Source organism: SAR324 cluster bacterium (genome assembly GCA_029245725.1).
GTDB lineage: Bacteria > SAR324 > SAR324 > SAR324 > NAC60-12 > JCVI-SCAAA005.
This window is the reverse complement of the sequence record JAQWOT010000150.1, coordinates 19,851-44,118: the sequence shown is the minus strand read 5'-3', so window position 1 is coordinate 44,118 and position 24,268 is coordinate 19,851. Positions and strand designations below refer to the sequence as shown.

Below are 24,268 nucleotides of genomic sequence, written 5' to 3'. Positions count from 1 at the left end.
GTTTGTTGGCGTTGTGGCCCATTCTTGGTGTGATAAAGATGGTTCTTTCTGGTACAAAAGGTAGGGAGTTGAATGTTGTTTTGGGGACTACTGGAAAAATACTTCTACTTCAGTCACTTCTTTTTTCAGTGGGATGGATTGCTGGTCCAGCCTTGCTTGATTAAATATTTCTCAACATTTGAGAAAAGAGTTAGCTCCAATCAATTGGGGATAGTTGGTTTTTCTTCTACCCCATTAGCATGCCTTGCAAATCTTCCACTTAGGAGTCCATGAATTTGATCAGGACTTTTCCAAGGCCATCCTCCGAATTGGGTTCGCCGATATTCCTCGAAAGTATCAACAATTTCTTGTCGTGAATTCATTACAAAGGGCCCATATTGCACAACTGGTTCGTCAATGGGTCTCCCCTGCAGGAGAAGAAGCTTCGAAGCACTTTCACCATTTATAATCTTCAAGCTCTCTGCCTGATTAATGTGGCCCACTTGATTAAGTTTTAACTGCTCACCTGCAACTTCAACAGATTTTCCTTCGTAAAGATACAAGCTTCGGTTCACTCCCTTCAGAACCTCTGGTAATTCCCATCTAGTTTGTTCATCAAGTGAAATTACCCAAATTGCCACATCATTGATTGCTTCACTGGCCCATGAGTCATGAGTTGGCACTGGCCCTTTTTTGGTTCCAAAACCCTTACAGTATTGAATAACCTGAATGCTGCGCCCTGCTTCATCTTCAAAAGTACTTGTTGGAATTGTCTCCGCCCAGAGCATTTTAAAGTTGGGATCAACCATTTTTCGATGCTTAGGTAGATTGAGCCAGATTTGGAATAATTCCAAAGTATTACCTTGATTCTCTTCAAGGAGCGGAAACATTTCTGAGTGCTGAACCCCAGATCCAGCTGTCATCCACTGAACATCACCGCCACCGTAACGACCCGCAGCTCCCATCGAGTCAGCATGGTCCACCATTCCTCTCTGAACAACAGTCACTGTTTCAAAACCACGATGTGGGTGCGCTGGAAACCCAGGAATCTTATCTCCATGGTACATTCGCCAACCATCTTTGATGATAAAATCATTTCCGATCTGACGTCCCCGGAGTGTTGCTGCAGGCCCTCCTTTGCCATTCCCTTTGGGATAAAAGTCCAGATGATGAACACAAAATAAAAATGGATCTCTGGTAGCCCAAGGAAAACCAAGATTTTCGATTGTCATTGTAGCCATTCACTTCTCTCTTCTAAATTTTTGGATGCCAACAACGAATCCGATGTTGGTTGTTTTGGAATTGCCAAGGAGGGTTTATTTCACATTGTTTATTCGCTTTTGCGCATCGATCCCTGAATCGACATCCATTCAAGATCGACCCAGGTTGCGGCAGGGTCCCAGGGATTGGTTCAAAACCAAAATTGGATTTTCCAGGTCGTGGCCGAGCTTGCTGAAGTGCGATGGTGTAAGGATGTGCAGGGCTCTCCAATTGTTCAACCGGTAGATCTTCAACTACTTCTCCAGCATACATGATCACAATTCGGTCTGCTAGAAAGCCTACGACATCCAAATCATGTGAGATGAAAAGCAAGGCCATCTTGCGTTCTCTTTGAAGATTTTTGATTAGCCTGAGAATCTGTGCTTGTGTAGTCACATCCAAAGCGGTTGTTGGCTCATCAGCGATCAATAAATCTGGCTCACAGACGAGGGCCATAGCTATCATCACTCTCTGCCTCATGCCTCCAGAGAATTGATGCGGATACCACTCTAGCTTGCTGTCAACATCTCGAAGCCCTACTTGCCTCAAAAGATCAGAAATTTTCTTTCTACGGTCTTGATTTCCTAAAGAAGAATGTTCCTTCAGTACTTCATCAAGTTGCTCATAAATCGTCAGTACAGGATTCAAGGCAGTCATCGGTTCCTGAAAGATCATCGCCATTTCTTTTCCGCGCAACTCGCGCCATCGTTTATTGCAAGCATTTGAAAGATTTTCGCCTCTCCATAAGAGCTCTCCCTGATTTTCAGCTATTATTTTGTTCGAAAGCAAACCCATCATTGACAATGCTGTCATCGATTTTCCGCAGCCAGATTCTCCGACAAGACCAACGGTCTCCTGCGCATTCAGTGTGATGTTGACCTTGTTAAGAACCTGGACAGGCCCTTTCTCAGAATTTAGGCTGAGATCATAGTCTTTCAGTGTCAATAGGTTGGAACTATTTTCGGTTTCTTGCATTCAGAAATACCAAAGGCTTAATTCAGAAGTACTGTAAGGGAGTAAGGGCAATTCACTCAGAAATGGATTCAATGTTCCATCTCCTCGAACCTGCCGCTTTCTGCATCTTCCAGATATTGATGTTGATGCACAACCATTCCCCAATCCGACAAAGTAATAACTGAGTAAATTGGTGGTTCCTTGATCAGTTGAAAGTGCAAATTCTCGGTTGTGAAAGTAAATTGGTGGACGGTCGAAGGCTGACATGTAAAAGGTATCCCTCGCCAAACGCCATGAAGTGGTCTATGCAAATGCCCGCAGAATAAGTGTTTTATGTTGGCGTGAGAATTCAGGATCTCCCCTAAGAGCTCGCCATCAGCTAGATTGCAGTTGTCCATTTCCTTCATGCCCACCTTGAAGGGAGGATGGTGAAGAAAGACGTAAACAGGATTATTTGAGTGACTCTTCAATTCGTTCCGCAACCAGTCTTGTCTTTTTTCACAATAACTACCTGCAACTTTACCTTCCTGCAAAGTATCCAAAAAGAGATAGACATCCCCATCGGATTGCAGTTTGGATTGAATGAAACCATGCGGGTCTATTGCTGTTTCTGGAAAAACACCTCTGAATGGTTCTCGTTGGTCGTGATTTCCAAGCACAAGCTGATAATTTAGTTCATATTTTTCTAGTAATGCTCTGAGAAGGCGATAAGAGAGCGTATCCCCTTCATTGCAAAGATCACCAGTAATTACAAGCAGATCCAAGTCAGGATGCCTAAGCTTGATGTTCGCCAACGCCTGTTCAAGACGTTGACCGGGGTCTAACTCATGGATTTTCTGACCTTTAGGAACGAGGTGAAGATCAGTTAATTGTATGATTTTCATAGTTCTTCTTTAAGATATTCATTTATCAACAATCTTTAAATTTAACTAGACAGGAAATAATCTCACCAATGGAAGCTAAAACCTGATCAGGGAAATTTGTAAAACCAAGTGCGCTTGACTTTCTGATGAAGCTAAACAAGCATCTTCCCTCAAATTTAACATTATTTCATTACTGAAAAGATGGAAACTACAACTATTTTTGATTTTATATATATTCTGAAATGTGCATTTACTAACTATTGATGGTATTTGTTCAGCGAAGCTTGAATTTGGTTTGTTGAACTAGGTCACCTGAGTCCTACTTACCCCCCAAGTCTTAAAACTCATCATTGAGAAATCCCCTACGTGATCTCTGTTCGAAACCTTTATAAACATTTTGGCGGAGTCCAGGCAGTAAACGGAATAAGTCTAGAAATTCAGAAAGGGTTGATTACAGGATTAATAGGTCCCAATGGAGCTGGAAAAACAACCCTATTCAATCTGATTGCAGGTACCTTTCCACCTGATCAAGGACAAATCCTACTTGATGGAGAGGATGTAACTAGATTAAAACCACACCAACTTTTTTCCAAAGGACTCCTACGAACCTTTCAAATTCCTCACGAATTTAACAGTTTGACAGCACGTGAGAATTTGATGATGGTTGCCCCGAATCAATTGGGTGAAAGCCTGATAGGTGCGTGGTTTCAGCGCACAACTCTTCATCAGCAAGAGAGAAAAATTACCATGAAAGCAGATGAAGTCATGGAATTTCTCAATATTCGACATGTCGCTGATGAACTTGCTGGAAATTTGTCGGGTGGACAGAAGAAGTTGCTGGAATTGGGTCGAACCATGATGGTTGATGCCAAGGTGGTTATTTTGGATGAAGTCGGTGCAGGGGTAAACCGGACTTTGCTGAAAGAAATTGGAGAAGCAATCGAGTTAATGAATCAGGAGAAAGGATACACCTTCTGCATGATCGAACACGATATGGATTTCATCAGTCGGCTCTGTAATCCAGTGATCGTGATGGCAGAAGGAAAGCTGCTGACTGAAGGCACAGCAGAAGAAGTGAAATCAAATGAAATGGTGATAGAAGCTTATCTTGGTCGTGGAGCTTCATCGGGACTGAGCTAAGAGGGTTTTTGTGAAACAGGCAATGAGTTATCTCCTTGGTGAAAATTTGATTGGTGGTTATGGAACTGGAGATATTCTCAAAGGCTGCACAATCTCTGCAGCTCGCGGAGAAATCGCTGTTGTTGTTGGACCAAATGGAGCAGGTAAATCAACCGCTATGAAGGCGCTTTTGGGTATGCTGAAGGTCCTTGAAGGAAAAATCATGCTTGCGGGGCAGGACATCACGAACATGTCCCCACAACAAAGGGTTCAACTAGGCATGGCCTTCGTTCCGCAAACCAATAATGTCTTCAGTAGCATGACCGTTGAAGAAAATCTTGAGCTCGGTGCGTATGTTCGCACCGAAGACTATTCAGATACGATGGGTCAGGTCTATGAATTGTTTCCGGTGCTGAAAGAAAAGCGTCTCCAACCAGCAGGAGAACTTTCTGGAGGACAGCGACAACAAGTTGCTGTGGGGCGAGCATTGATGACGAAACCGAGCGTATTGATGCTCGACGAACCAACAGCAGGTGTCTCTCCAATTGTCATGGATGAGCTTTTTGAGCGCATCATTGAGATAAAAAAAACAGGAATTGCGATTTTAATGGTGGAACAAAACGCTCGACAGGCACTTACAATCGCTGACAAGGGATTTGTATTGGTGACAGGTCAGAATCGTTTTACAGATTCTGGCCAAGTACTCCTCGCCAATGAAGAAGTTCGTCGATCCTTTCTCGGTGGATAGCGATGGATTTTCTGAACGCGATTGTTCTGCTCTCTAATTTCGTACTCGTCCCTTCTTTGGTTTATGGGTCTCAACTCGCTATTGGTGCCCTTGGGGTAACCATTGTCTTTGGCATCATGCGCTTCGCGAATTTTGCGCATGGTGAAATGATGTCTTTTGCAACTGTCAGCACGATCTTTATCACCTGGTGGTTCCAGTCAATTGGTTTTAAAGCAGGAATCCTGCCCACAGCTCTCCTTGCCCTTCCGTTTGGAATTCTGATCACAGGCTTACTGGTCTGGGGTACTGAACGTAGTGTGTTTAGTTACTATCGTCAAAGGAAGAGTAAGCCTGTCATCTTTGTGATCGCCTCCGTTGGGGTGATGTTCATGCTGAATGGAGTCGTCAGGTTGTTCATTGGAACAGATGAAATCATTTTCATGGACGGTCTAAAATTTCTCATCAAAGCTGGAGAATTTAAAAAGTGGTCCGGCCTTAAAGAAGGCTTGGCACTCAAGCAAACTCAGGTTTTAACCGTTTTATTAGCGATTCTGGCAGTCGCCTGGTTGTTTTGGTTCCTACAAAAAACCAAGATGGGCAAAGCGATGCGAGCCTTTTCAGATAATGAAGAGCTGGCATTACTCTCAGGCATTGACCCTGAAAAGGTGGTGCGAGCAACCTGGTTTATCAGCGCCGTCCTGATTACTCTCGCGGGTGTCCTCTATGGTCTTGATAAAAGCTACAAACCACTGATCTATTTCCATCTGCTCCTACCTATTTTTGCTGCTGCCATTGTTGGTGGGATTGGCCAACCCCTTGGGGCTATTCTAGGAGGCTACATTGTCGCTTTTTCAGAGGTGGTGGCTACCTACGCATTCAAAAAATTCCTCAGATATCTTGGTCCTGAAGGTTGGTCTCCTGAAGGTTTGGTCCAGTTGCTTAGTACAGAATACAAGTTTGCAGTTTCTTTTTTGATTCTGGTCCTAGTCCTTTTGATTCGGCCTACTGGTCTTTTCAAAGGGAGGGTGCTTTGAGCAATTCACAAAGAGCGATCATCAGCTTTGCAATCATGGCTCTCCTGCTGGGTATAGTAGGTGCCACACAGTCTTGGAATGTGAGCCTAGCTATCCTGAACCTTTGCTTGATCTCAGCGGTCATGTCTCTCGGACTGAATATTCAGTGGGGCTATGCGGGTTTGTTCAATGCTGGAGTAATGGCTTCAACAGCCTTAGGAGGACTGGCGGCGGTCTTAGTCTCTTACTCTCCAGTTGGTGAGGCATGGGCTGTTGGTGGAGTGGACACCGGATTAGCTTTCATTACTTTGGTTTTGACTGCCTTGGGAGCCTGGTGGATTAGAAAAAAAGTACTAGCAGGCCCTCTCCGAAGGTTCATGTTCTTGGCCTGGCTACTCGGGGGATACGCGTTGCTACGCCATTTTTATGAGCAAGCCTCGCTCAATATAGAAGCAGTCGATCCTGCGCAAACAGGTTTTCTTGGAGGACTTGGTCTCCCAATCTTAATTTCTTGGATAGCTGGTGGAGCTGCTGCAGCTGGATTAGCTTGGGTAGTGGGGCGAGTTGCGCTTGGGTTACGTTCAGACTACTTTGCGATCGCTACGCTTGGGATCTCAGAGATCATGATCTCTATTCTTAAGAATGAGGATTGGTTGACGAGAGGTGTTAAAAATGTTACTGGCTTGGAGCGACCTGTCCCTTACGAAGTAGACCTTCAACAAAGCCGGTGGTTCATAGATTTGGTCATCAGATTACATTCAGCTGATCGGAACCAAGTCGGAGAAGAAGCTCTCCAAGAGATGGTGATGTCTGCTTCAGGCGTCTTCGTCAAGCTTTGCTACTCAGGGCTCTTCCTCACAGTCCTCCTATTAATTCTTGGTTTAGCTGCACTAGCCTTGAATTCTCCTTGGGGCAGAATGATGCGTGCGATTCGTGATAACGAAATTGCCGCTGCTGCAATGGGAAAGGACGTGACGAACCGTCATCGGCAGGTATTCATTTTGGGGTCTGCCGTCATCGGTGTTGCGGGAGCAATGCTTACCACATTGGACGGTCAGTTTACGCCAGGAACCTATATCCCTTTACGCTTTACATTTCTAATTTGGGTAATGGTCATCATCGGAGGAAGTGGTAATAACCTTGGGGCAGTGCTTGGAGCTTTTATTACTTGGTTTACTTGGATTGAAGCGGAACCGATTGCACTTTGGGCGGTGGGAAACTTGAACTCATTACTCAGTGAGGAAAATCCTCTGCGTCAACATTTTATTGATGTTGCCCCTCATTTGAGGATGGTCGTCATGGGCCTCATGTTGATTCTCGTGCTCAGGTTTCGCCCTGAGGGAATATTGCCTGAGAGAAACACCAGTAGAAACTAATCGGAGGGAATTAATGGGGACCAGCCCACTTGGGGCCAGTCTTTTTGAAATGAATCAGCGGAATCGAACGGTTTTGAATGCTTTGTCAGCAATTTCGAATTCGCGGAACGAACCGAATGTCTCACCTACACCATCCAATTCTACGTTTGTAGCCCCAACATAATCAATTGGCCCGCCACTATTCAGAATACTCAGCCCTTTTGCTAATTCACCTGGGAGAATCTTTGTCCCAGGAGCATTCGCAACTGCCAACAAATTATCCGCAATGGATTCACCGTTTGTTGATCTGGCTCTCTGCATTGCTAAAACAAGGAGTGCTGCTGCATCGTATGATTCACCGGTGTAGGGTCCACCCGCATTCAAGCCCGCATCAGCCGCAATCTTCTTGAAAATATCTGCACCATTTGAAGAAGTCCCTGGTACTGTTCCAAAAGATCCTGTCAGATCTCCATCTACGTTGGTATGTAGAGCATCTCCATACATGCCGTCTGCAAGAATAAATCGATCGAAGGAGCCACTATCAAGAGAGGCTTGCATTATTCCGGGTCCTCCTTGGTCAACATAACCGAAGACTGCCATAGCATCACCACCTGCGGAATCCATAGAGGCAACCTCAGCTGAGTAATCTGCCTTTCCAGTTTCGTGAGGTACGCTGATTGTAATTTCTCCACCAAGAGCTTTGTAAGCATTTCCAAAGGAGTCAGAAAGACCTTTACCATAGTCACTGTTTACGTACGTTACAGCAAGTTGCTTAATACCACGGGCCATAGTTATTTCTGCTAAAAGTTGACCTTGCCGGGCATCAGAGGGAGCCGTCCTGAAGAAGTAACCGTTGTCTTCAATGGTTGTCAGAGCAGGAGAAGTGGCCGAAGGGGAGATCATCGGAACACCGTTTGGAACGGCAACATTGTTCGCGATTGCTGTCGTAACACCCGAACAATCTGCACCCATAATTGCTGCAACTTTTTCAGAAGTCACCAGTCTCTCAGCCGCTGCAGTAGCAGCAGCATTATCTATGCAAGTAGAATCAGCTCTCACAACCACAATTTTTTCACCACCTAGCAGATTGCCGGAATCAGAGGCCTCTTTGAAGGCAACTTCTGCTGAGCCAGCCATGTCAGGTGTCAATGATTCAATGGGACCTGTAAAGCCAAGAATGATTCCCATCTTGATGTCTGCAAATGCAACAGCTGGAAGGATTAAGCTTCCCGCCATCATCAACGCAACTTTCTTGAAAAAATTCGTTCTCTTCATTTTTCCCTCTTGAAAAGCCGACATATTGAGAATTCAAGAACCTGAAGGATCTGTTCAAAACTAATTATTAGTTCCCAACTTGCTGCCTACAAGTCACTTGTGAATCACCTTTATTACACGGATTTACTGAAAAGGTCTATAAAGTACGTTTTATTGCTTTTATCCAAGTCAGAAGCCTAGCAGCGTGGGAACAAGAATTCATCAAGTCAAAGAATTATTTTGATGTTTCGAATGCAGCCTTCTATCGGTGTGCGCAACAGAATCAATTTATTTGAATTTCCATTTTGAATTCCCTCTTAAAAATTTGAGAAAGGTTCCTATGGTCTATGATGTCATTGTTACTGGTTTAGGTGGAATGGGCAGCGCCACTGCCTGGCAATTGGCTAAGAAAGGGCACTCAGTACTAGGTATTGAGCGTTTTTCACCCTCCCATGATCAGGGGTCCAGTCATGGAGATAGTCGGATTATTCGTTTGGCTTATTTTGAGGATCCTGCCTATGTACCACTTTTGAAAAGGGCTTATGAATTATGGAAAGAAGCTGAAATGGCTTCAGACGAGGATCTTTTCACTGAGACTGGAGGATTGATGATTGGTCCAAGTGACTCGAAGACGGTGGCTGGAGCCCTCAGATCTGCCCAGAAATGGAATCTTGGCCATCAAATTCTCAGTTATCAGGACATGAGAGAACGCTTCCCACAGTTCATCTTAAAAGAAGATGAAATTGCTCTGTTTGAAGAGAGAGCTGGTTTTGTCAGGCCTGAAAGAAGCTGTGCGACCCATAACAAACTGGCAGAGCAATCTGGTGGAGATATGCGTTTTGGAGAACAGTTCTTGTCATGGAGGCCAGATGGAGATGGGGTTCAAGTCGTCACAGATAAAGGGACTTATCGGGCAAATAGATTAGTTATCTCGGGGGGTTCCTGGAATCCAAAGCTGTTGGCAGAATTGGAAATCCCCATGGAAGTCAAACGTCTCACTTTATTTTGGTTTGATGTTGAAAATATGGATCAGTGGCAGTTAGGGAGAATGCCAATCTATATTTGGGAACCAAGTGTTATTGAGCAGTTTTATGGATTTCCAGCGATTGATGGACCTGATGGTGGGGCAAAGGTGGCATACTTTAGGGTGGGCCCTGAGTGCGATCCAGACCGAGTTGACAGAACCGTAAGACCTGAAGAGATCGAGCAGATTAGACAAGCGACAGTCAGACTAAATAAGTTGACCAGCACTCCTTTGAGAACAGCTACCTGTCTTTACACAAACACTCCAGATGAACACTTCGTGATTGGGTTGCATCCGGAATATCCTCAGGTGTCCTTTGCAGCTGGTTTTTCAGGACATGGATTCAAGTTTGCGAGCGTGATTGGAGAGGTTATGTCAGATCTGGCAATTCAGCAGTCAACAGAACATCCAATTAGCCTTTTTTCTCCAACAAGATTCCGAAACTGAAGAGTTTTGGAGTTTCTTGATTTTCAAATTGCTCTGCATTGGCTAATCAGTTACTGAATAGTATTTTTATACTGATGTTTTCTTTGAAAAAATATATTTAAAAATCATAAAATTTCTGAGTTGGAAGGGAAATAACAGCTGAATTCCTGCTATCACTTTACTTCAATGCAAATTTGTTGATAAGTCAGTAAAAGGTTAAAAGCAGTTTTTATTACCAACTAAAACTATTCATCTGGAAATCAGGCTGGGCTTCATGTTTTTGAATCTCAGCGTTGATTTCCTGATCAGCTGCATCCCTCAGAATTCCATCACGTACCCAGGCTCCAGCAATTCCAAATTTTTTTGCACCCTGGATATCGTGCTCGATTGAATCCCCTATGGCGACAGCTTGCATCTTTTCAAACGAATACTCTCTCTCAGCAAATCTATACATTTCCTTGTACGGCTTACCGATCCAGATGACTTTACCACCTGCTGATTCGTAGTATTCTGCAATTTTGCCAGCTCCATAGGCTAGACCTTGTGGCGTGAGCATCCACTTGTCAGGATTCAGGCAAACACATGGTAGATTTTTGGACAGAGGAATCTCCAATTTCTTGATGGCTTTCTCCCAAGATTCTACCTCTCCACGACTACCACTTAGAATCAACACGTCTGCATCTTCCGGAGCAGCTACTTCCGTGAGCGTTGAACCTAAAAGAGGAGATCGGTCTTCATCTCGAGCTAACACCCAACATCTTGATCCATCTTCGAGCCCAAGCTCAGACAATCCTCTGGTAAATAGATAGTGTCCTACCTCCCCAGAAGTAACGACACCCTGAAAGAACTCTCTATGTAGCCCTAGCTGTTCCATGCGCTGATAATTTTTCTCCGCTCTTTTCGCTGAATTGGAGAGAAGAATTACTGTTTTTTGAGCTGCTTGGAGGTTCTGAAGAGCTTCGATGACTCCTTTAAAAACAGATTTGCCATCGTGTAGCACTCCATATTGATCCAGCAGGAAGGTTTCATATCTGTGGGAAAGCTCTTCGAGTTGGGTGAAGGGGATATTCAGCATGGCTTAGATACTAAGTAAGCCCTTCAAGGCAAGTCGAGCGGCTCCTGCAGCAGCTTGATCAGAGGCAACATTCCGCATTGGAATGGGGATTTGTTTTTGGCGAAGAGCCGTCCAAACGGAATTCTTTGAACCACCTCCAACTGTACGAAGTGACTTCAAGACTGGGCCTCCTAGTTCATTTAAACAATTGTAGGCCAACGCTTCCACTGCGCTCATTCCTAATAACAGACCATGGAGGAAAGTTTGGTCATTGGGATGCCTTGGCTCTAAGCGGGGTGGGAAGGTGGGATCATTGATTGGAAATCTCTCTCCGGGTTTAAGCAAGGGATAGTAATCAAGATCAACTGTTGTCTCAGGGTCAATATTTTTGGAAAGTTTAAGTAGTTCCTCATCTGAAAAAAAATGAGTGAGCACGTTGCCACCCGTATTTGAGGCTCCACCGGGTAACCACTGATCCCCAATTCGATGACTGTAGATGCCATATTCAGGTGCAAACACTGGTTGATCACTTAGAATTTTCACAACTAAAGTCGAACCAAGTGAAGTGACTCCATCCCCAATTTCGGATGCACCTGTTGCTAAGAAAGCAGCACAACCATCCGTAGTCCCTGAAATGATTTTGAGGTCTTTCGAAAGCCCAAAGCGTTCCGCAATCTTTTGGTCAATCTCACCCGTGACTTGACCAGGTTCTTGTGGATCTGGAAGTAACTCACGCTGCGCTTTTGTGTGGGAGATCCAATTTGGCCATTCTCTATGGATGGGATCATACCCTGTTTTTAAAGAGTTGTTCTCATCACTCCATCGGTATTCGCCAATAAATTTTCCAAGTACCCAGTCCGCTTGGTGAAGCACTCGGTGACATCCATTAAGTTCTTGAAGCTTCATCAACTTTGCCAATCCAGAAGTGGCACCATGTGCAGCACTTTCCCTTGGAGCATACTGACGAATCTGCTCAAGAACATCAGGATCTTTGACGGGGTCGTTATACATCAGAGCATCGCCAATGGGTTCCAGCTTATTGTTGAGCGCCAACATCGTCCCAGATGTCCCATCGACAGATATTCCAGCAACCTGACTCCATTGTTCATGTGCTTCTATCCGCAAGTGCTCTAGAGCAGATTCCAAGGACTTCCACCAAACAGTAGGGTTTCGGTGATTAGAACCGAAATCTGACATAAGGCTGGAACGTTGAGCCACCACATCAAATGTTGAATTCATCAAAACTGCTCGCACTCCTGAAGTGCCGATGTCAATTCCGAGGACCAGGACAGATTCTTGTGAGAATGTCATCTAAGTTAGATTTGTTGAATGAGATCAAGCCGAGGCATTTCGTCGAGCCAGTTCCTGTCGATACTTCTCAGCATCCCAATTCAGAAGTGCTGCTTCATCATTGAAAGTCAATTTTTGAACTCTATCGTTGGGTTGTAACCGAGCTGCAACTTCTGTCAGAGACAATAACATTTCATCGGTGCCACGAGGGGCTTGCTTGTTTACCAACACGGTTTGATCAGGGACGATCAAGGCTTTGGGAAGGCTTTCATGTTGATTCTGCTCAAACTGGTCTAGAGTTGAACTCGAATTCAGAAGTTGTACACCTGAGCCCAGAAAAATGACGTGATCAGGGTAAAGCGAACCCTTTTCTACCTTTTCCAGAGAAATATTGTCGTGGGCTATTCCTTGGGCAAAGAATTCAGCATCTCGATAGTTGGATTCTGCTGGAAGAGCAAAATTAGACTTTGGAATGGTAACTTCTCTTCTAGCGCGCCTAAGCCTTTGGTGTACTTCCAACAAAAGGGCATGCGCCTCTTTAATTGAATCGGCAGCTACGACCAGCCCATGATTTCCAAGAATCAAAACATTCGTCTTCTCCGTGATCTTTGATTGTATCTCACGAGCCAGTGGTAATCCGGGCCTTCTGTAAGGAATGAAAACCCAGTCGAGGCCTTCCAAGGGAGTAACTAAGAGCTTTTCAGCATTTTCAAGGACAGCCCAAGAGATTGTTTCCACACAGTGAACATGGAGCACAACCCGGTGATTTAATGAGGCGTGAACTACCGTCTCAATTGATGGACGAAGGGATTCTGTGGGGTCTGCTTTAAAATATTGAGGCTTTTCCACCCGCTCGTCATTCTGCGCCATTGCTTGCTGTAACTTGACAAGATCTACAGCAACCATGGTCTTTTTTTCTGTCGCTTCTGATAACCAGGTCCCGGATGCTTTCACCCAAAGTAGTCCGTCTTCTTTAATAGATGTATTTCCTCCTGCTCCCTGTACCAATAATGGATTTCTTCCGATCTCAGCGGAGAGTTCACAAAATTGCTGAAATTCTAAACTTTTTGAAAAATTAAATGTTGAATCATTCATGAAAATAATAACTATTTATTGGAGATTTTAACAAGGATTTAGAGGGGATTCACCGGAAAGAAACCGTTGAACTTCTTGTGCAGCCTGTTCAGCGGCATACTCTACTGTCCGTAGGGAAGCGCCAGCGATATGAGGTGTCAGTGTTACGTTATCAAGTTTTAGCAATGGCCAATCTAGAGGAACTGGCTCTACTCCAAAAGTTTCTAGCATAGCTCCCCGGAGATGACCGCTGGTGAGTGCATCAGTTAAAGCCTGGTAATCCACCATCGGTCCACGAGCTGTGTTGATGAAGTAAGCATCTTTCTTCATCTTCTGGAATACTTCTCGATTGATGAAACCAGTTGTTTCCTTTGTCACTCTCGAGTGCAAACTGATGACATCCGATTTCTTAAGTAAAGTATCTAAATCGACCTGTTGCACACCATTCTCTTTGTCGTCCGAACTCAACTCGACATATGGATCACAGACCAGGATTTGGCATCCAAAGGGCTGAAGAAGTTTCACAACCTTTGTTCCGATATGACCATAGCCAATCAATCCAACGGTCATCTGTGAGAGTTCTCTGCCAGTGACGTCAGCCCGATAAAGATCACCGCGCCAGGTTCCTTTTCTAAGAGATTCATGGCCCAAGCGGATCAGCCTTGTTTCGGCTAAGATTGCACCAATCGTGAACTCTGCAACAGCGCTCGCATTCCTGCCTGGAACATTGACCACTTTGACGTTGGACTTGTGAGCGGCTTCCATATCAATATTTACTGGACCCCCACGTGAGACAGCAATGAGACGAAGGGTCTTCAATCTGTCAAACATCTCTGCTGAGAAAGGAGCAAGATGGTCCACAACAATTTCCGAATCACCAATGAAGCTGACGATTTCATCGGGATTACCCATATATTCTTTAAGGCCTGCCATTCCTGGTTTTTCGTAACCGTGCTCCATCGGCTCATCGGGCCAAGGCAACTCAAGTTCCTTAAAAAGATGATTGTTTCCACAAGTTTTTTCGAGGTGTTCCCTAAAGATTTCTGTCTTCATGAACCGATCACCGATGATGGCAATTTTTTTTGGTTCCAAGGAATTCTCCTTAATTTTTTAATGATTTCCAAAGCGGAAGATAAGCTTGGCGTGCTTCAACGTAAATAGGATAAAGTGAATCATAAATTTGCCCTTGTGAGGCATCATATTCTTCAGCTTCGCTCAGATATGGATGAACCCAATCTCTTACGCATGCGGCCATGTCAGGGTAAATTCCTAAACATACTGCAGCCATCATTGCTACACCTGAAGCACCTGCTTCTCCTCTTTCAGCTGTACGAAAACGAGTCTTCAAGACTGATCCCATGATCTTTCTTAGGGCTTTGCTGCGAGCGGCCCCGCCTGAGAGTCTAACTTCGGCGGGTACTCCCCCTGCTGCCTCGTAACAGTCCCTTGCTGCGAAAGAAAGTCCTTCATAGACCCCTCGCAACATATCAAAATAGCCGTGCTTCGATGAAAGTCCAATGAAGCTGGCTCTTGCGTTCGCATTGATAAAAGGTCCTCTTTCACCAGCTTGTGATATGTAGGGATGGTAAAGAAATTCTGCCGGAGAGGCATCAAGGATGTGTTGATCCAAATCTTTGAGAAGATCCGAGCGATTTTTTTGAATGCCCTGAAATTTCAAAACATCAATTGCGAGGTCCAACATCCAATCAATGTTGAGCGTCGCAGCCATGTTCGACTGCATTTGACTGTAAGTCCCGTCAACAGGAAAAACCATCGTGTAGCCGGTTGAATCCTGATTGAGTTTGATCTCATCTACGGAATCAACATAGCGCATGTGCATACCAGTTGAACCGATGATCGTACATCCTGTTTGATAGCCTGGGTCGTAGAGGCCAGAGCCAAGAGCTGTACAGATTACATCTACATATCCCAACACAACTGGGATACCGGATTGCAGACCGCAAAGTTTAGCTACATTTTCTGAAAGTGGGTGGGAGTTTTTGGTTCCGTCAACTACGTTGGGAAACAAAGCTTTCTGTTCAGTCAGTCCCAGCAGTTCGATGACTTCATCGGAAAAATCTCGATTTCGAAAATTGCCACAACTGAAGACGCTCTCTGAGGGATCGGTAGCTCTGACACCAGTCAGATTAAAATAAAGCCAATCCTTGCAATGGAATACTGTCGTGCTCTCTTGAAGAATCTCTGGTTGGTGTTTTTTTATCCACAGTAATTGAGGCCCCTGATCACAGGCAGCTAGCCCAGTACCTGTCAACTCAAAACGTCTTCTAGCGTTGGAGGACTCACTGTAGCTCTCGACCAGGTCTGCAGCCCTTGCATCTAGCCATAACCAACCTCGTCCAACAGGGCTTCCATTCTCATCAATTAACCAAGTTCCAGAACCCTGACCTGTTACTGCAATACCAACGATTTGATGCCCATCTAGTTTTTCTAGGATCTGGCGAATGACTTCAAGGGTGTCTTTCCAAGTTCGATCAAGTTCCTGCTCAACCCCTCCGTTTGAGAGCATTTCATAGTGATTTGCTTTGGCTGCTACCGCAATTTGATTACCCTTTAGATCAAAGGCAACAACCTTAATCACAGAAGTACCTGCGTCAATTCCCAGAAGAAGATCCATAATTACATCTCCAGACTGTGGGCTATAGTGTTTCCGTTTTCTGCATTAAAGAAGTGAAGATCTGAAGCCTCCAGGTGAAAAGGAACATTCTCATCCAATTGGAATTCTTCTCTTTGGTGAGAAACGGCAACTATGATCCTATTTGCAAATTCTGCTGCAATGTGTGATTGGTCTCCAAGCCATTGATTGGAAATTACCTGTGCCTTCAAAGCTCCCTTTCCCAATTTGACAGCATGTGGTCTAAGACCGAGCATGACTCTTTTATGTTGAATCAATTGGTCACGCAAATTCTGCTGAAAATCAACAGCTTGATAATCAAGGAGTTCCCCTGTCTCTTCCAATTGAAACTGAAAACCCTTACCGACCGGATTCACCTCAGCGGCAAATGTGTTCATCGGTGGTTCCCCGATGAAAGTTCCAACATAAATGTTCGCGGGCCTATGCTTGAGCTTTGTTGGTGTTTCAAACTGTTGCAGTTCGCCATCTTCCATTACAGCAATGCGGTCAGCAAGGGCATTAGCCTCGGTTTGATCATGAGTAACGAGTACGGTAGTCATCTGATGTGCTTGTAGGTACTGCTTCAGACGAACCCGCAAAACTGAACGAAGCTGTGGTTCGAGTTGCCCCATAGGTTCATCCAGTAGATACAAATCTGCTTTACGAACCAAAGCTCTGGCCAGACTAGCGCGCTGTTGCTGGCCTGCAGAAATCGAGGAGGGGTATCTTTCCAAAATTTCTTCGATCTCTAGAAATTTCGCCATCTCCATGACCTTAGCATCTGATTCTAACCGCGAGATACGCTCGGCTTTAAGGGCGAAAGCTATGTTGTCTCTCACAGTCAGTGGAGGGTATAAAGAGTAACCCTCAAACGCCATTGCTACGTTTCGTTTAGCAGGTGGCAACTGGTGGATTTCACGATTAGAGAGTTCAATTGTTCCCCCTGTAACATCCTCGAATCCTGCAATCATTCGCAATGTTGATGTCTTCCCACATCCAGATGAACCTAGGAGGGCAACGATTTCACCTTTGCTAATCTGTAGTGAAAGATTTTTCACAGCTCGAACTGCTGCCTCAATCTTCTTACTGTAATAAGTCTTGTCAACGGAGTTCAGACTCAACTGGACTTCAGGCACGAAAATCTCCAACTAAATGGAATAAAATTTTTAATTTTGCTCGGGTAAACATCTTTGACCAGTTTCTGTTTCGAAGAGCAACAGATCCTCAGGGACTACCATTCCCCAGAAGGCATCACCTATCTTCGCTGTCTGTTCTTCTGCTGGGTAGGTGGCTAATAGTTCCAAGCCTTCCTGACTTCTTAAAAGGACAACTGATCGTTCATTGAGTGGGGTGATGGTGATCACCTCGTAAGAAGTTGTTCCAACACGCTTTTCTCGAAATAATTTTATGGATTCAGGTCGGATACTGATATCACAGATTTTTCCAGCCTTGTCATGAAACCCTTTTGGAAGGATGAACTGGTTTTGGTTGACAGATACTCTATTGGCCTGTTCATTGACTTGACCACGTAAAATGTTGATGGCTGGTTCTCCAAAGAGCTTTGCAACCTCAATTGAAGATGGTCGAAGATAAATTGATTCGGGTGTATCAAATTGAGCGATTTTTCCTCCAACAAGCACGGCAATTCTGTCAGCAAGTGCCATCGCCTCCCGATAATCCTGAGTCACGTAAAGAACGGTTGAACCAAATCTTCGAAGCAGACGAGGCAGCTCCAAACGCATCTCAAACCGTAGCTTAGCATCCACGTTTCTGAGCGGATCATCCAAGAGTACAGTCTTGGGTGCTGCAACCAATGCCCTTGCTAGAGCAGTCCTTTGCTTTTGCCCGTTTGAAAGTGCTCTTGGTAAGTGTTCAAGAACGTGTTCAATTTTGAGAAGTTTTGCAATTGATTGTACTTGCTCTTCAATTTGGGTGTCGCTTTTTCCAAGGGCTGTTAGGGGGCTAGCGATATTCTCTCGGGCAGAAAAGTGGGGAAAGAGTGCAAAATTTTGGAACGCCATCCCAACTTCACGATGCTCAGGAGCAACATCCGTCATATCATGACCTTGTAGTACGACTTTGCCTTCCTCAGGCTCGTAAACTCCAGCAATGACTCTCAATAAGACAGTTTTGCCGCTTCCAGAGGGACCAAAAATTACAAGAGTCTCTCCTGATTCAGCTTCAAAAGAAACTTGATCAAGAACTACATCCGTTTTGAATTTCTTAGTAACTCGATCTAATTGCAATGTTGCCATGATTAACCTTTTACCGCCCCCAGAGATAGGCCCTCTACCAAGTATCTTTGAGCGTACAAGGCCAACAACAAAGTGGGAGTTACCGATAACACAATCCCTGCAGCGATCTGTCCGTACTGAATTCCCGAAGCCGTCACGAAGGCCAATGCTCCCACCGTTACGGGCTGTTTATCAGCAGAAGCTAAAACGAGAGCGAATACAAAATTGTTCCACGCAAAAATGAAGGACAATAATCCCGCAGCAGCAATTCCAGGACGAGCCAAGGGAATCGAAATTTTCAAAAATGTCTGTAACCAAGAATGACCTGCTAACCTGTATGCGCTCTCAATATCTGGGCTAATATCCTCAAAATATCCACGTACAATCCAAAGAATAAGTGGTAACGAGATCAACTGATAGACCCAGATCAGTCCTGTATAGGTATTGGATAAACCAATATCCTCGAAATACAGCGTTAGTGGTAGCAAAACCAACAACGGAGGGGCAAAACGAAAAGAGAGAATCGTGAATGCGATGTCTTCACCTAGTCTAAAGCGGTAGCGTGCAAATGCATATGCTGCTGGAACTCCGAGGACAAGTGAAAGTAAAACCGCTGATGACGATAAAAATACACTGTTCCAAAGATTTTCCATGAAAGCGATGTCAAGATTACCTGCCTGTGTTTCAAGTCTCCCGGTGATCAGCGCTTGGTAATTGATAAGCGTTGGTTCAAAGAAAATTGACGGAGGAATTCTCAGGATCTGTTCATTAGTCTGAAATGACATCAAGAAGATCCAGAATATTGGGAACATGAAAAAGAGGATCACAAGACCTAGGAGGATGCCTCGGAAGACTCTCTGAGATTTAGAAAGTTGGTTCATTTTCGACTCCTATCCATTTCCATGGGTTCGCTCTCGCAGGCGGAGCCAATGTTTAATGAAAACATTTGAAAGTGCAAACGTGATAGCCCACAAGACCATCAATAGAGCTGTCGAACGACCAACATTAGTGTACTGGAAGAATTCTAGGTATGCTTGTACTTGAAAAACCATCAGTTGATCCCCAGGTCCACCCTGAGTCATCGAATAGATAATATCAAACTGTTGAATGGATTCGAGTAATCGAAACAGTGTCGCTGTCAATAGATATGGCATCAGCATTGGCAAGGTAATGCGGAAGAAGATGAAGCTTTGTGGGACTCCATCCAATGCTGCAGCCTCAAATGGCTGTTTTGGCAGGGAACGTAAGCCAGCAAGCAAAAGAATCATGATGAATGGGGTGTAAACCCAAATATCCACCAACACAACGGTCAGTAACGCTGTAGAGGGATCTGAGGCCCATTTAAAATCACTAAATCCAAGTAAACTAACGAGATAGCTTAGTATCCCAAAATTTGGATTGGTCATCAGTTTCCACATTAATGACGCTAAAGCTGGTGCAGTCATCAATGGAAGAAGTAGAAGAACGGAGACAATGTTATTAAATTTACTAGGCTGTTGAAGCAGAACCGCTATACCAAGTCCGAGGAGTAATTCTAAGCCAACAGTTAGGAAGGCATATAAGAGAGAAATCTGGACAGTGTTCCAGAACGCTGGGTCTGAAAGAAAATTGATGTAGTTGTCAAACCAGATGAACCCCTTCAGGTAAGGTAGGTTCAGCCGGAATCGCATCATTGAATAATAGACTGCAGTAAAAAATGGGATCAAAATCCCTATGCAGACCAATAGTGCCGGTAAACTGAGCAGATAAGGTAAAATTTTTTTCCGTAAGCGCCCACTTTTTGGAGCAACAAGCGCTGAACTTGTCGAGGACATGTTTCCCTTCGACGAGGACCAATAGAGTTAAAATTTGGTGCCCTGTTACCAGAGCACCACCGATTCAATTGAAGCTATTAAGCAATAAGCTCCTAATCGAATTAACCTAGACCTGCATCTCTCAGCTGACGATCAATGCCGGAAGCTAGTTGATCCAGACCTTCATCGACTGGAACAGATTTGGCGACCATCTTTTGGAGAGTCTCTGCCCATTGTGTTGTAAGGTCAAAGAACAGTGGTTGAGCTGTGAAGTAGATTTTTGCCCCAGGAGCTGACAAGTCATGTTGGTTGAGATAACCAGGGTAAGACTCGTTGATGCGGCTTCTGAAGTCAGAATCATCCCAAACGGACTGACGCACAGGGTTCACGAAGTCCATCTTTCTCGCACCAAACATTCCATGATCTGCAGAAGAGGCCCACTGAATGAAGTACCAGGCGGCATCTTTCTGTTTTGAGAAACTAGACATTGCCAAAGACCAAATCCATACGTTTGGAGTTGGAGCAGAAGCATTTGGATTAGCAGCAAAGGGAGCGTAACCAATATTGCCAGCTTCCTTGTTGTCACCTCCATTCATGAAATATCCGAGAATATCAGCGTCAAAGATCATGGCCGAAGCACCAGCACCAAGATCTGTTCCAACTTGATACCATGTATGCGTTGACCAGTTTTTCGCTCCAGAATCCTGAATCATCTTGACCCAAAGTTCATGGAAATCTTTGGAAGCCTTGGTATTCATCGCCGCTTTCAGCTTGCCACCACTGAAAGTGAAGTCTTTCTGGCCGAAGTTTGCGTAAGCGGAGAGGAAACCTGGGTGAATGGTTGCCCAAGAACGTGAACCACGAACCCCAATTCCGTAGGGCCCACCTAGGTCTCTTTGAAGTTTCGCTGCCACGTTCACCATGTCTTCCATGTTCTTGGGCGGCTCAACCCCGGCTTTTTTGAACATGTTGCGGTTGTAGGCAACGTTGTTCAATTCGTATCCCCAAGGCAAACACCATTGTTTGGCATCTGCTGAACCTAACTCACCTCCAGGGACTCCATTCCAAGCAGTTGATGCTCTCAAGCCTGGAAGCATGTCTTCCCAGTTATAGTTTGGCGCCGTCTTAGATGAATCCTTGATCCAAGCATTTAGATCCTCAATCCAACCAGCTGGACCGTATGTCCATGTCATGTAAGCACCTGTCATGAAGGCGTCATACTCACTTGATCTGGAAGATAGAGCGGCTGTTACCTTGTCGAAATAAACGTCTTCTGGAAACACATCATATGTGATGTTCATCCCTGTCAAACTTTTGAAATTTTCCAGGTTTGCAATCATCGCATCTACGTAAGGGTGCTTGTTCAAAAGGAGCTTCAAGCTTTTCCCTTGGTGAGCTTTCCAATTGAAATCTGCAGCAAGCAGGTCTGTGGAAGCTTTGTTCAACATGAGGTTTGCTGCGCCAAAGGCTACACCCAATTGTGCGATCTTGGTCAACAATTCACGCCGACTCATTTTGCCAGTGGCGTAGGCTTCGAACAGGGTCTTTGCTTTGTCACTCATAATTAATCTCCACGAAGTGGTTTTGGGACATAGGAATCCAAAGAATCCTCTGATTCTTTGGCGCAATGTGTAGACATCTCAATCCACACAAAGATTATTTAGACTTACTGCATATTAAGTCTAAAATGTTTTTGTCATCATATAGATTTGGGACTGTCTCATTGACAACTCTTGCCATTTATCAGCAACATTTTGATCAGGCTCGATCTGCTCTGCCTCATTTGTCATTGCAGCTGCAGCCTCTTCAAAATTTGCAAACCAACCTGCACCCACAGCAGCTGAAATTCCAGCCCCCAAGGCGGAAGCTTCATTGGAAAGGCTTCTTTGAACAGGGAGTTGGGTTGCATCGGCGATCATCTTAATCCACAGAGGACTTTGGGCCCCACCCCCAATCCCATTGATCTTTTTTAGTTCAACCCCCTCACCAGCCATTTTCTGAATGGCACGGGCTGATTCTAGTGTTAGCGCTTCGAGGGAAGCTCGATACAGATGTGCTTGTGTGTGATGAGTTCTTAGACCCAAAAATGCCCCGGTTGAAGAGGGATCCCAATGAGGATCCATGCATCCAGAGAGGTGAGTCTGAACGAGAACTCCTTCAGAACCAATGTCAATTTTAGAGGCTTGTCCTTCAAGCCTAGAGAAAATTTCTCCAGTGCGCTCCCCGGTCCCAAGGCATTCTAAAAACCAGTTGACAAAAAAAGCGCCAGCCCTCTGAACAGATTCCAAGAAATAGCCCTCACCGGTAGGGGAAATGTGAGTTCGCCAGAAATTACTTAAGCGCAGATCCTTAGATGAAGCTCCCACGATAATAGCTGTCCCAAGATTCAGGTAAGCACGCCCCCCTGCAATGGCATTTACACCAAGCCCTGCACATTGACCATCTCCTCCACCTGCAAATACTTTTAGGTTCTTTGGTAAGTTGAATTCTGAGGCGATTTTTTCTGAGATCTTCCCAATCTCTGCACCAGGGCAGAGTGCTTCGGGAAACTGATCTGCGCTTACACCAACCTGATCAAGCAAAGTGCTGGACCAGCCTTTTTTATGGATGTCGAAAGTTCCAAAAGGATCGGCGCTTGTCCAACTAGTTTTGGCGGTTCCTGTCAAACGAAATACAAGGTAACCTTGCACATCAAGGATTCGATGTGTCTTCGCAAGAACTTCAGGTTTGTTTTTGCTCAACCACTTCAGCCGATACAACACAGGGGTGGGGTCAATTGGTTTACCTGAAATTTTGTGAATTTGTTCTCCTCCAAGAACCTCACACAAACCACTAACCTCGTTAGCAGCCCTTTCATCCAGCCAAACCATTGCGTCATGTAAACTAGTTCCATCCTGATCCAGAAAAGCTACGGTTTCTCTTTGATTAGAAATAGAGAGACCTTCTACTCTCTTTGGGTCAATATTTTCAAGTGCTTGCCGCAAAGCAATTTTAAAAGAATCCCACCATTCATGAGGATCCTGCTCAGCGTGACCTGGTTGAGGCATTTTCATACTGATCGGTGCCCTACCCTCAGAGATTGGCTGGCCCGTCTCATTCCAAACGATCGCTTTTGTCGATTGAGTAGAACTGTCAATCCCAATGACAAATCTCTCCGTCATGTTCATTCCCCATCCCGTGACTTTGAATCAACTAAGTAGTGCATTTGCAGTTTCATAGTCTGTGACCAAGTGGGTTGGATATTGTCCTTTCAGAGTTGCTCGCACAACCTCCACTTTTTGGGAACCTCCTGCCACAGCTAATCGACAAGGAATGTTTTTGATTTCATCGAGTGATACTCCGATCATCCGATCATCTATTTCTGTGTAAATCTGCTGGCCCTGCTCGTTGAGCATTCTACCGAGAATTGTCCCAATTGCTCCCTGCGCAAGATATTTTTCACGCTCAGTTGCCTTCAGAAAGCCTGTTCTAACGACTGTGCTTTGGGGATCTAGCTCTCCAATTCCGAAAATGATAATTCGTGAAGATTTGATAGTCTTGAACTGGTTAACAAGAACCTCTTCTTTCAATAATTCATCTTTAAGGTGTTTCGAGGAAAGAATTGCTGGAGCTAGAAAATTCATACAGAGGGCGTTAAGCCGGTTGGCAAGCACAGATGTACAAAATTCTGGGGAGAATTCGACTGTCGAATGAAAACTACCAACGACTTGAACTACTGTGAGGTTATCCAATTGGCTTCGGGGAATAGCTTGGGCCGCTGCGAGAACAGTCTTTCCCCAAGCTACAGAGATTACATCGTTGGAATTCAACATGCTGAATAAGACCCTTGCAGCCGCTACTCCCAGTCTTTCGGATAATTTCGATTCCTCGACGGTCTTTGGAATAACTACACAGCCAGCAAGACCGTATTTCGCTTGGAGCGATTTGGAAATGACAGTTTCTGAGATCGACTTTTGATCGAACTGGATTGATACGAGACCTCGGTCACGAGCTTCTTGAAGATAATTTACAACCGAAGCCCTGGAAACCCCTAGAACCTTGGCAACATCAATCTGTGTCATTTGATCAATGTAATAAAGCCAAGCAGCCCAAGTAACTACATCTTGGAATTCTGGAGGACTATCCTTTCTGCGCAATTTTACATTCATATTTGTGAGGAACTGCTAAGTACTGCTCAGATTCAGATTTTTGAGAAGAAGTTTCTTACTTTTTTTTGG

21 protein-coding genes are annotated in these 24,268 nt (G+C 44.7%); 5 read left to right on the top strand and 16 right to left on the bottom strand.

Translation table 11 applies throughout. The features are described 5' to 3' along the window. Nucleotides 1-200: 200 nt before the first annotated feature. The 3 genes from P8O70_07775 to P8O70_07765 all read right to left on the bottom strand — a co-directional run bounded on the left by P8O70_07775 (nucleotide 201) and on the right by P8O70_07765 (nucleotide 3,077). Nucleotides 201-1,220 (bottom strand): pirin family protein, encoded by a 1,020-nt coding sequence (locus P8O70_07775; protein ID MDG2196778.1) that lies wholly within the window; start codon nucleotides 1,218-1,220, stop codon nucleotides 201-203. 13 nt (nucleotides 1,221-1,233) lie between these two features. Continuing rightward, nucleotides 1,234-2,214 (bottom strand): ABC transporter ATP-binding protein, encoded by a 981-nt coding sequence (locus P8O70_07770; GenBank protein ID MDG2196777.1) that lies wholly within the window; start codon nucleotides 2,212-2,214, stop codon nucleotides 1,234-1,236. 68 nt (nucleotides 2,215-2,282) lie between these two features. After that, nucleotides 2,283-3,077 (bottom strand): phosphodiesterase, encoded by a 795-nt coding sequence (locus P8O70_07765; GenBank protein MDG2196776.1) that lies wholly within the window; start codon nucleotides 3,075-3,077, stop codon nucleotides 2,283-2,285. A 345-nt stretch (nucleotides 3,078-3,422) separates the two neighbouring features. On the opposite strand from P8O70_07765, the gene P8O70_07760 reads away from it, so the two are divergent. Genes P8O70_07760 through P8O70_07745 form a run of 4 tightly spaced genes read left to right on the top strand, consistent with a single transcriptional unit; the run spans nucleotide 3,423 to nucleotide 7,291 of the window. Further along, nucleotides 3,423-4,196, top strand: a complete 774-nt coding sequence (locus P8O70_07760) for an ABC transporter ATP-binding protein (GenBank protein MDG2196775.1) — start codon at nucleotides 3,423-3,425, stop codon at nucleotides 4,194-4,196. A 22-nt stretch (nucleotides 4,197-4,218) separates the two neighbouring features. Beyond that, nucleotides 4,219-4,923, top strand: coding sequence for an ABC transporter ATP-binding protein (locus P8O70_07755; protein ID MDG2196774.1), 705 nt, complete (start codon nucleotides 4,219-4,221; stop codon nucleotides 4,921-4,923). Between the two features lie 2 nt (nucleotides 4,924-4,925). Next, nucleotides 4,926-5,936 carry a branched-chain amino acid ABC transporter permease gene (locus P8O70_07750; GenBank protein ID MDG2196773.1) on the top strand — a complete coding sequence of 337 codons (1,011 nt, stop codon included), beginning with the start codon at nucleotides 4,926-4,928 and terminating at the stop codon, nucleotides 5,934-5,936. Next, nucleotides 5,933-7,291: a branched-chain amino acid ABC transporter permease gene (locus P8O70_07745; GenBank protein MDG2196772.1), complete on the top strand. Its 1,359-nt coding sequence runs from the start codon at nucleotides 5,933-5,935 to the stop codon at nucleotides 7,289-7,291. The genes P8O70_07750 and P8O70_07745 overlap by 4 nt, the downstream gene beginning before the upstream one ends. 54 nt (nucleotides 7,292-7,345) lie before the next feature. On the opposite strand, the gene P8O70_07740 is transcribed toward P8O70_07745, so the two are convergent. Further along, complete coding sequence (locus P8O70_07740; protein MDG2196771.1) at nucleotides 7,346-8,509, bottom strand: ABC transporter substrate-binding protein; 1,164 nt, start codon at nucleotides 8,507-8,509, stop codon at nucleotides 7,346-7,348. 355 nt (nucleotides 8,510-8,864) lie between these two features. On the opposite strand from P8O70_07740, the gene solA reads away from it, so the two are divergent. Further along, on the top strand, nucleotides 8,865-9,995 hold the full coding sequence (solA, locus tag P8O70_07735; protein ID MDG2196770.1) for an N-methyl-L-tryptophan oxidase: 1,131 nt from the start codon (nucleotides 8,865-8,867) through the stop codon (nucleotides 9,993-9,995). Between the two features lie 211 nt (nucleotides 9,996-10,206). Here the strand turns inward: solA and P8O70_07730 are convergent, their stop codons facing one another. From P8O70_07730 to P8O70_07675, 12 genes are all read right to left on the bottom strand, one after another. Beyond that, the gene (locus tag P8O70_07730) at nucleotides 10,207-11,049 is read right to left on the bottom strand and encodes a TIGR01459 family HAD-type hydrolase (GenBank protein ID MDG2196769.1); all 843 of its coding nucleotides are present in this window, start codon (nucleotides 11,047-11,049) and stop codon (nucleotides 10,207-10,209) included. Nucleotides 11,050-11,052: 3 nt separating this feature from the next. Then, nucleotides 11,053-12,339: an FGGY-family carbohydrate kinase gene (locus tag P8O70_07725; protein ID MDG2196768.1), complete on the bottom strand. Its 1,287-nt coding sequence runs from the start codon at nucleotides 12,337-12,339 to the stop codon at nucleotides 11,053-11,055. 24 nt (nucleotides 12,340-12,363) lie between these two features. Beyond that, a complete protein-coding gene (locus P8O70_07720; protein MDG2196767.1) occupies nucleotides 12,364-13,413 on the bottom strand; it encodes a class II aldolase/adducin family protein in 1,050 nt (349 codons plus the stop codon). A 27-nt stretch (nucleotides 13,414-13,440) separates the two neighbouring features. After that, entirely contained in the window at nucleotides 13,441-14,445 is a 1,005-nt protein-coding gene (locus tag P8O70_07715; GenBank protein MDG2196766.1) for a 2-hydroxyacid dehydrogenase, read from the bottom strand. Nucleotides 14,446-14,494: 49 nt separating this feature from the next. After that, complete coding sequence (locus tag P8O70_07710) at nucleotides 14,495-16,030, bottom strand: carbohydrate kinase (protein MDG2196765.1); 1,536 nt, start codon at nucleotides 16,028-16,030, stop codon at nucleotides 14,495-14,497. After that, nucleotides 16,030-17,160, bottom strand: a complete 1,131-nt coding sequence (locus P8O70_07705; GenBank protein ID MDG2196764.1) for an ABC transporter ATP-binding protein — start codon at nucleotides 17,158-17,160, stop codon at nucleotides 16,030-16,032. Before P8O70_07705 ends, P8O70_07710 begins: the two co-directional genes overlap by 1 nt. A 30-nt stretch (nucleotides 17,161-17,190) precedes the next feature. Beyond that, a complete protein-coding gene (locus P8O70_07700) occupies nucleotides 17,191-18,279 on the bottom strand; it encodes an ABC transporter ATP-binding protein (GenBank protein ID MDG2196763.1) in 1,089 nt (362 codons plus the stop codon). A gap of 2 nt (nucleotides 18,280-18,281) precedes the next feature. Next, complete coding sequence (locus P8O70_07695; protein MDG2196762.1) at nucleotides 18,282-19,139, bottom strand: carbohydrate ABC transporter permease; 858 nt, start codon at nucleotides 19,137-19,139, stop codon at nucleotides 18,282-18,284. Between the two features lie 9 nt (nucleotides 19,140-19,148). Then, the gene (locus tag P8O70_07690) at nucleotides 19,149-20,072 is read right to left on the bottom strand and encodes a sugar ABC transporter permease (protein MDG2196761.1); all 924 of its coding nucleotides are present in this window, start codon (nucleotides 20,070-20,072) and stop codon (nucleotides 19,149-19,151) included. Nucleotides 20,073-20,173: 101 nt separating this feature from the next. Next, nucleotides 20,174-21,613 (bottom strand): extracellular solute-binding protein, encoded by a 1,440-nt coding sequence (locus P8O70_07685; GenBank protein ID MDG2196760.1) that lies wholly within the window; start codon nucleotides 21,611-21,613, stop codon nucleotides 20,174-20,176. 120 nt (nucleotides 21,614-21,733) lie between these two features. After that, nucleotides 21,734-23,212 (bottom strand): FGGY-family carbohydrate kinase, encoded by a 1,479-nt coding sequence (locus P8O70_07680; protein ID MDG2196759.1) that lies wholly within the window; start codon nucleotides 23,210-23,212, stop codon nucleotides 21,734-21,736. Between the two features lie 27 nt (nucleotides 23,213-23,239). After that, nucleotides 23,240-24,199: a sugar-binding transcriptional regulator gene (locus P8O70_07675; protein ID MDG2196758.1), complete on the bottom strand. Its 960-nt coding sequence runs from the start codon at nucleotides 24,197-24,199 to the stop codon at nucleotides 23,240-23,242. Nucleotides 24,200-24,268 lie beyond the last annotated feature (69 nt).

What these genes read in the sequence shown, in the direction of transcription:
- P8O70_07775 (MDG2196778.1), bottom strand. Translation starts at nt 1,220, where the DNA reads ATGGCTACAATGACAATCGAAAATCTTGGTTTTCCTTGGGCTACCAGA.
- P8O70_07770 (MDG2196777.1), bottom strand. Translation starts at nt 2,214, where the DNA reads ATGCAAGAAACCGAAAATAGTTCCAACCTATTGACACTGAAAGACTAT.
- P8O70_07765 (MDG2196776.1), bottom strand. Translation starts at nt 3,077, where the DNA reads ATGAAAATCATACAATTAACTGATCTTCACCTCGTTCCTAAAGGTCAG.
- P8O70_07755 (MDG2196774.1), top strand. Translation starts at nt 4,219, where the DNA reads ATGAGTTATCTCCTTGGTGAAAATTTGATTGGTGGTTATGGAACTGGA.
- P8O70_07750 (MDG2196773.1), top strand. Translation starts at nt 4,926, where the DNA reads ATGGATTTTCTGAACGCGATTGTTCTGCTCTCTAATTTCGTACTCGTC.
- P8O70_07740 (MDG2196771.1), bottom strand. Translation starts at nt 8,509, where the DNA reads ATGATGGCGGGAAGCTTAATCCTTCCAGCTGTTGCATTTGCAGACATC.
- solA (MDG2196770.1), top strand. Translation starts at nt 8,865, where the DNA reads ATGGTCTATGATGTCATTGTTACTGGTTTAGGTGGAATGGGCAGCGCC.
- P8O70_07730 (MDG2196769.1), bottom strand. Translation starts at nt 11,049, where the DNA reads ATGCTGAATATCCCCTTCACCCAACTCGAAGAGCTTTCCCACAGATAT.
- P8O70_07725 (MDG2196768.1), bottom strand. Translation starts at nt 12,339, where the DNA reads ATGACATTCTCACAAGAATCTGTCCTGGTCCTCGGAATTGACATCGGC.
- P8O70_07720 (MDG2196767.1), bottom strand. Translation starts at nt 13,413, where the DNA reads ATGAATGATTCAACATTTAATTTTTCAAAAAGTTTAGAATTTCAGCAA.
- P8O70_07715 (MDG2196766.1), bottom strand. Translation starts at nt 14,445, where the DNA reads ATGAAGACAGAAATCTTTAGGGAACACCTCGAAAAAACTTGTGGAAAC.
- P8O70_07700 (MDG2196763.1), bottom strand. Translation starts at nt 18,279, where the DNA reads ATGGCAACATTGCAATTAGATCGAGTTACTAAGAAATTCAAAACGGAT.
- P8O70_07695 (MDG2196762.1), bottom strand. Translation starts at nt 19,139, where the DNA reads ATGAACCAACTTTCTAAATCTCAGAGAGTCTTCCGAGGCATCCTCCTA.
- P8O70_07690 (MDG2196761.1), bottom strand. Translation starts at nt 20,072, where the DNA reads ATGTCCTCGACAAGTTCAGCGCTTGTTGCTCCAAAAAGTGGGCGCTTA.
- P8O70_07685 (MDG2196760.1), bottom strand. Translation starts at nt 21,613, where the DNA reads ATGAGTGACAAAGCAAAGACCCTGTTCGAAGCCTACGCCACTGGCAAA.
- P8O70_07680 (MDG2196759.1), bottom strand. Translation starts at nt 23,212, where the DNA reads ATGACGGAGAGATTTGTCATTGGGATTGACAGTTCTACTCAATCGACA.
- P8O70_07675 (MDG2196758.1), bottom strand. Translation starts at nt 24,199, where the DNA reads ATGAATGTAAAATTGCGCAGAAAGGATAGTCCTCCAGAATTCCAAGAT.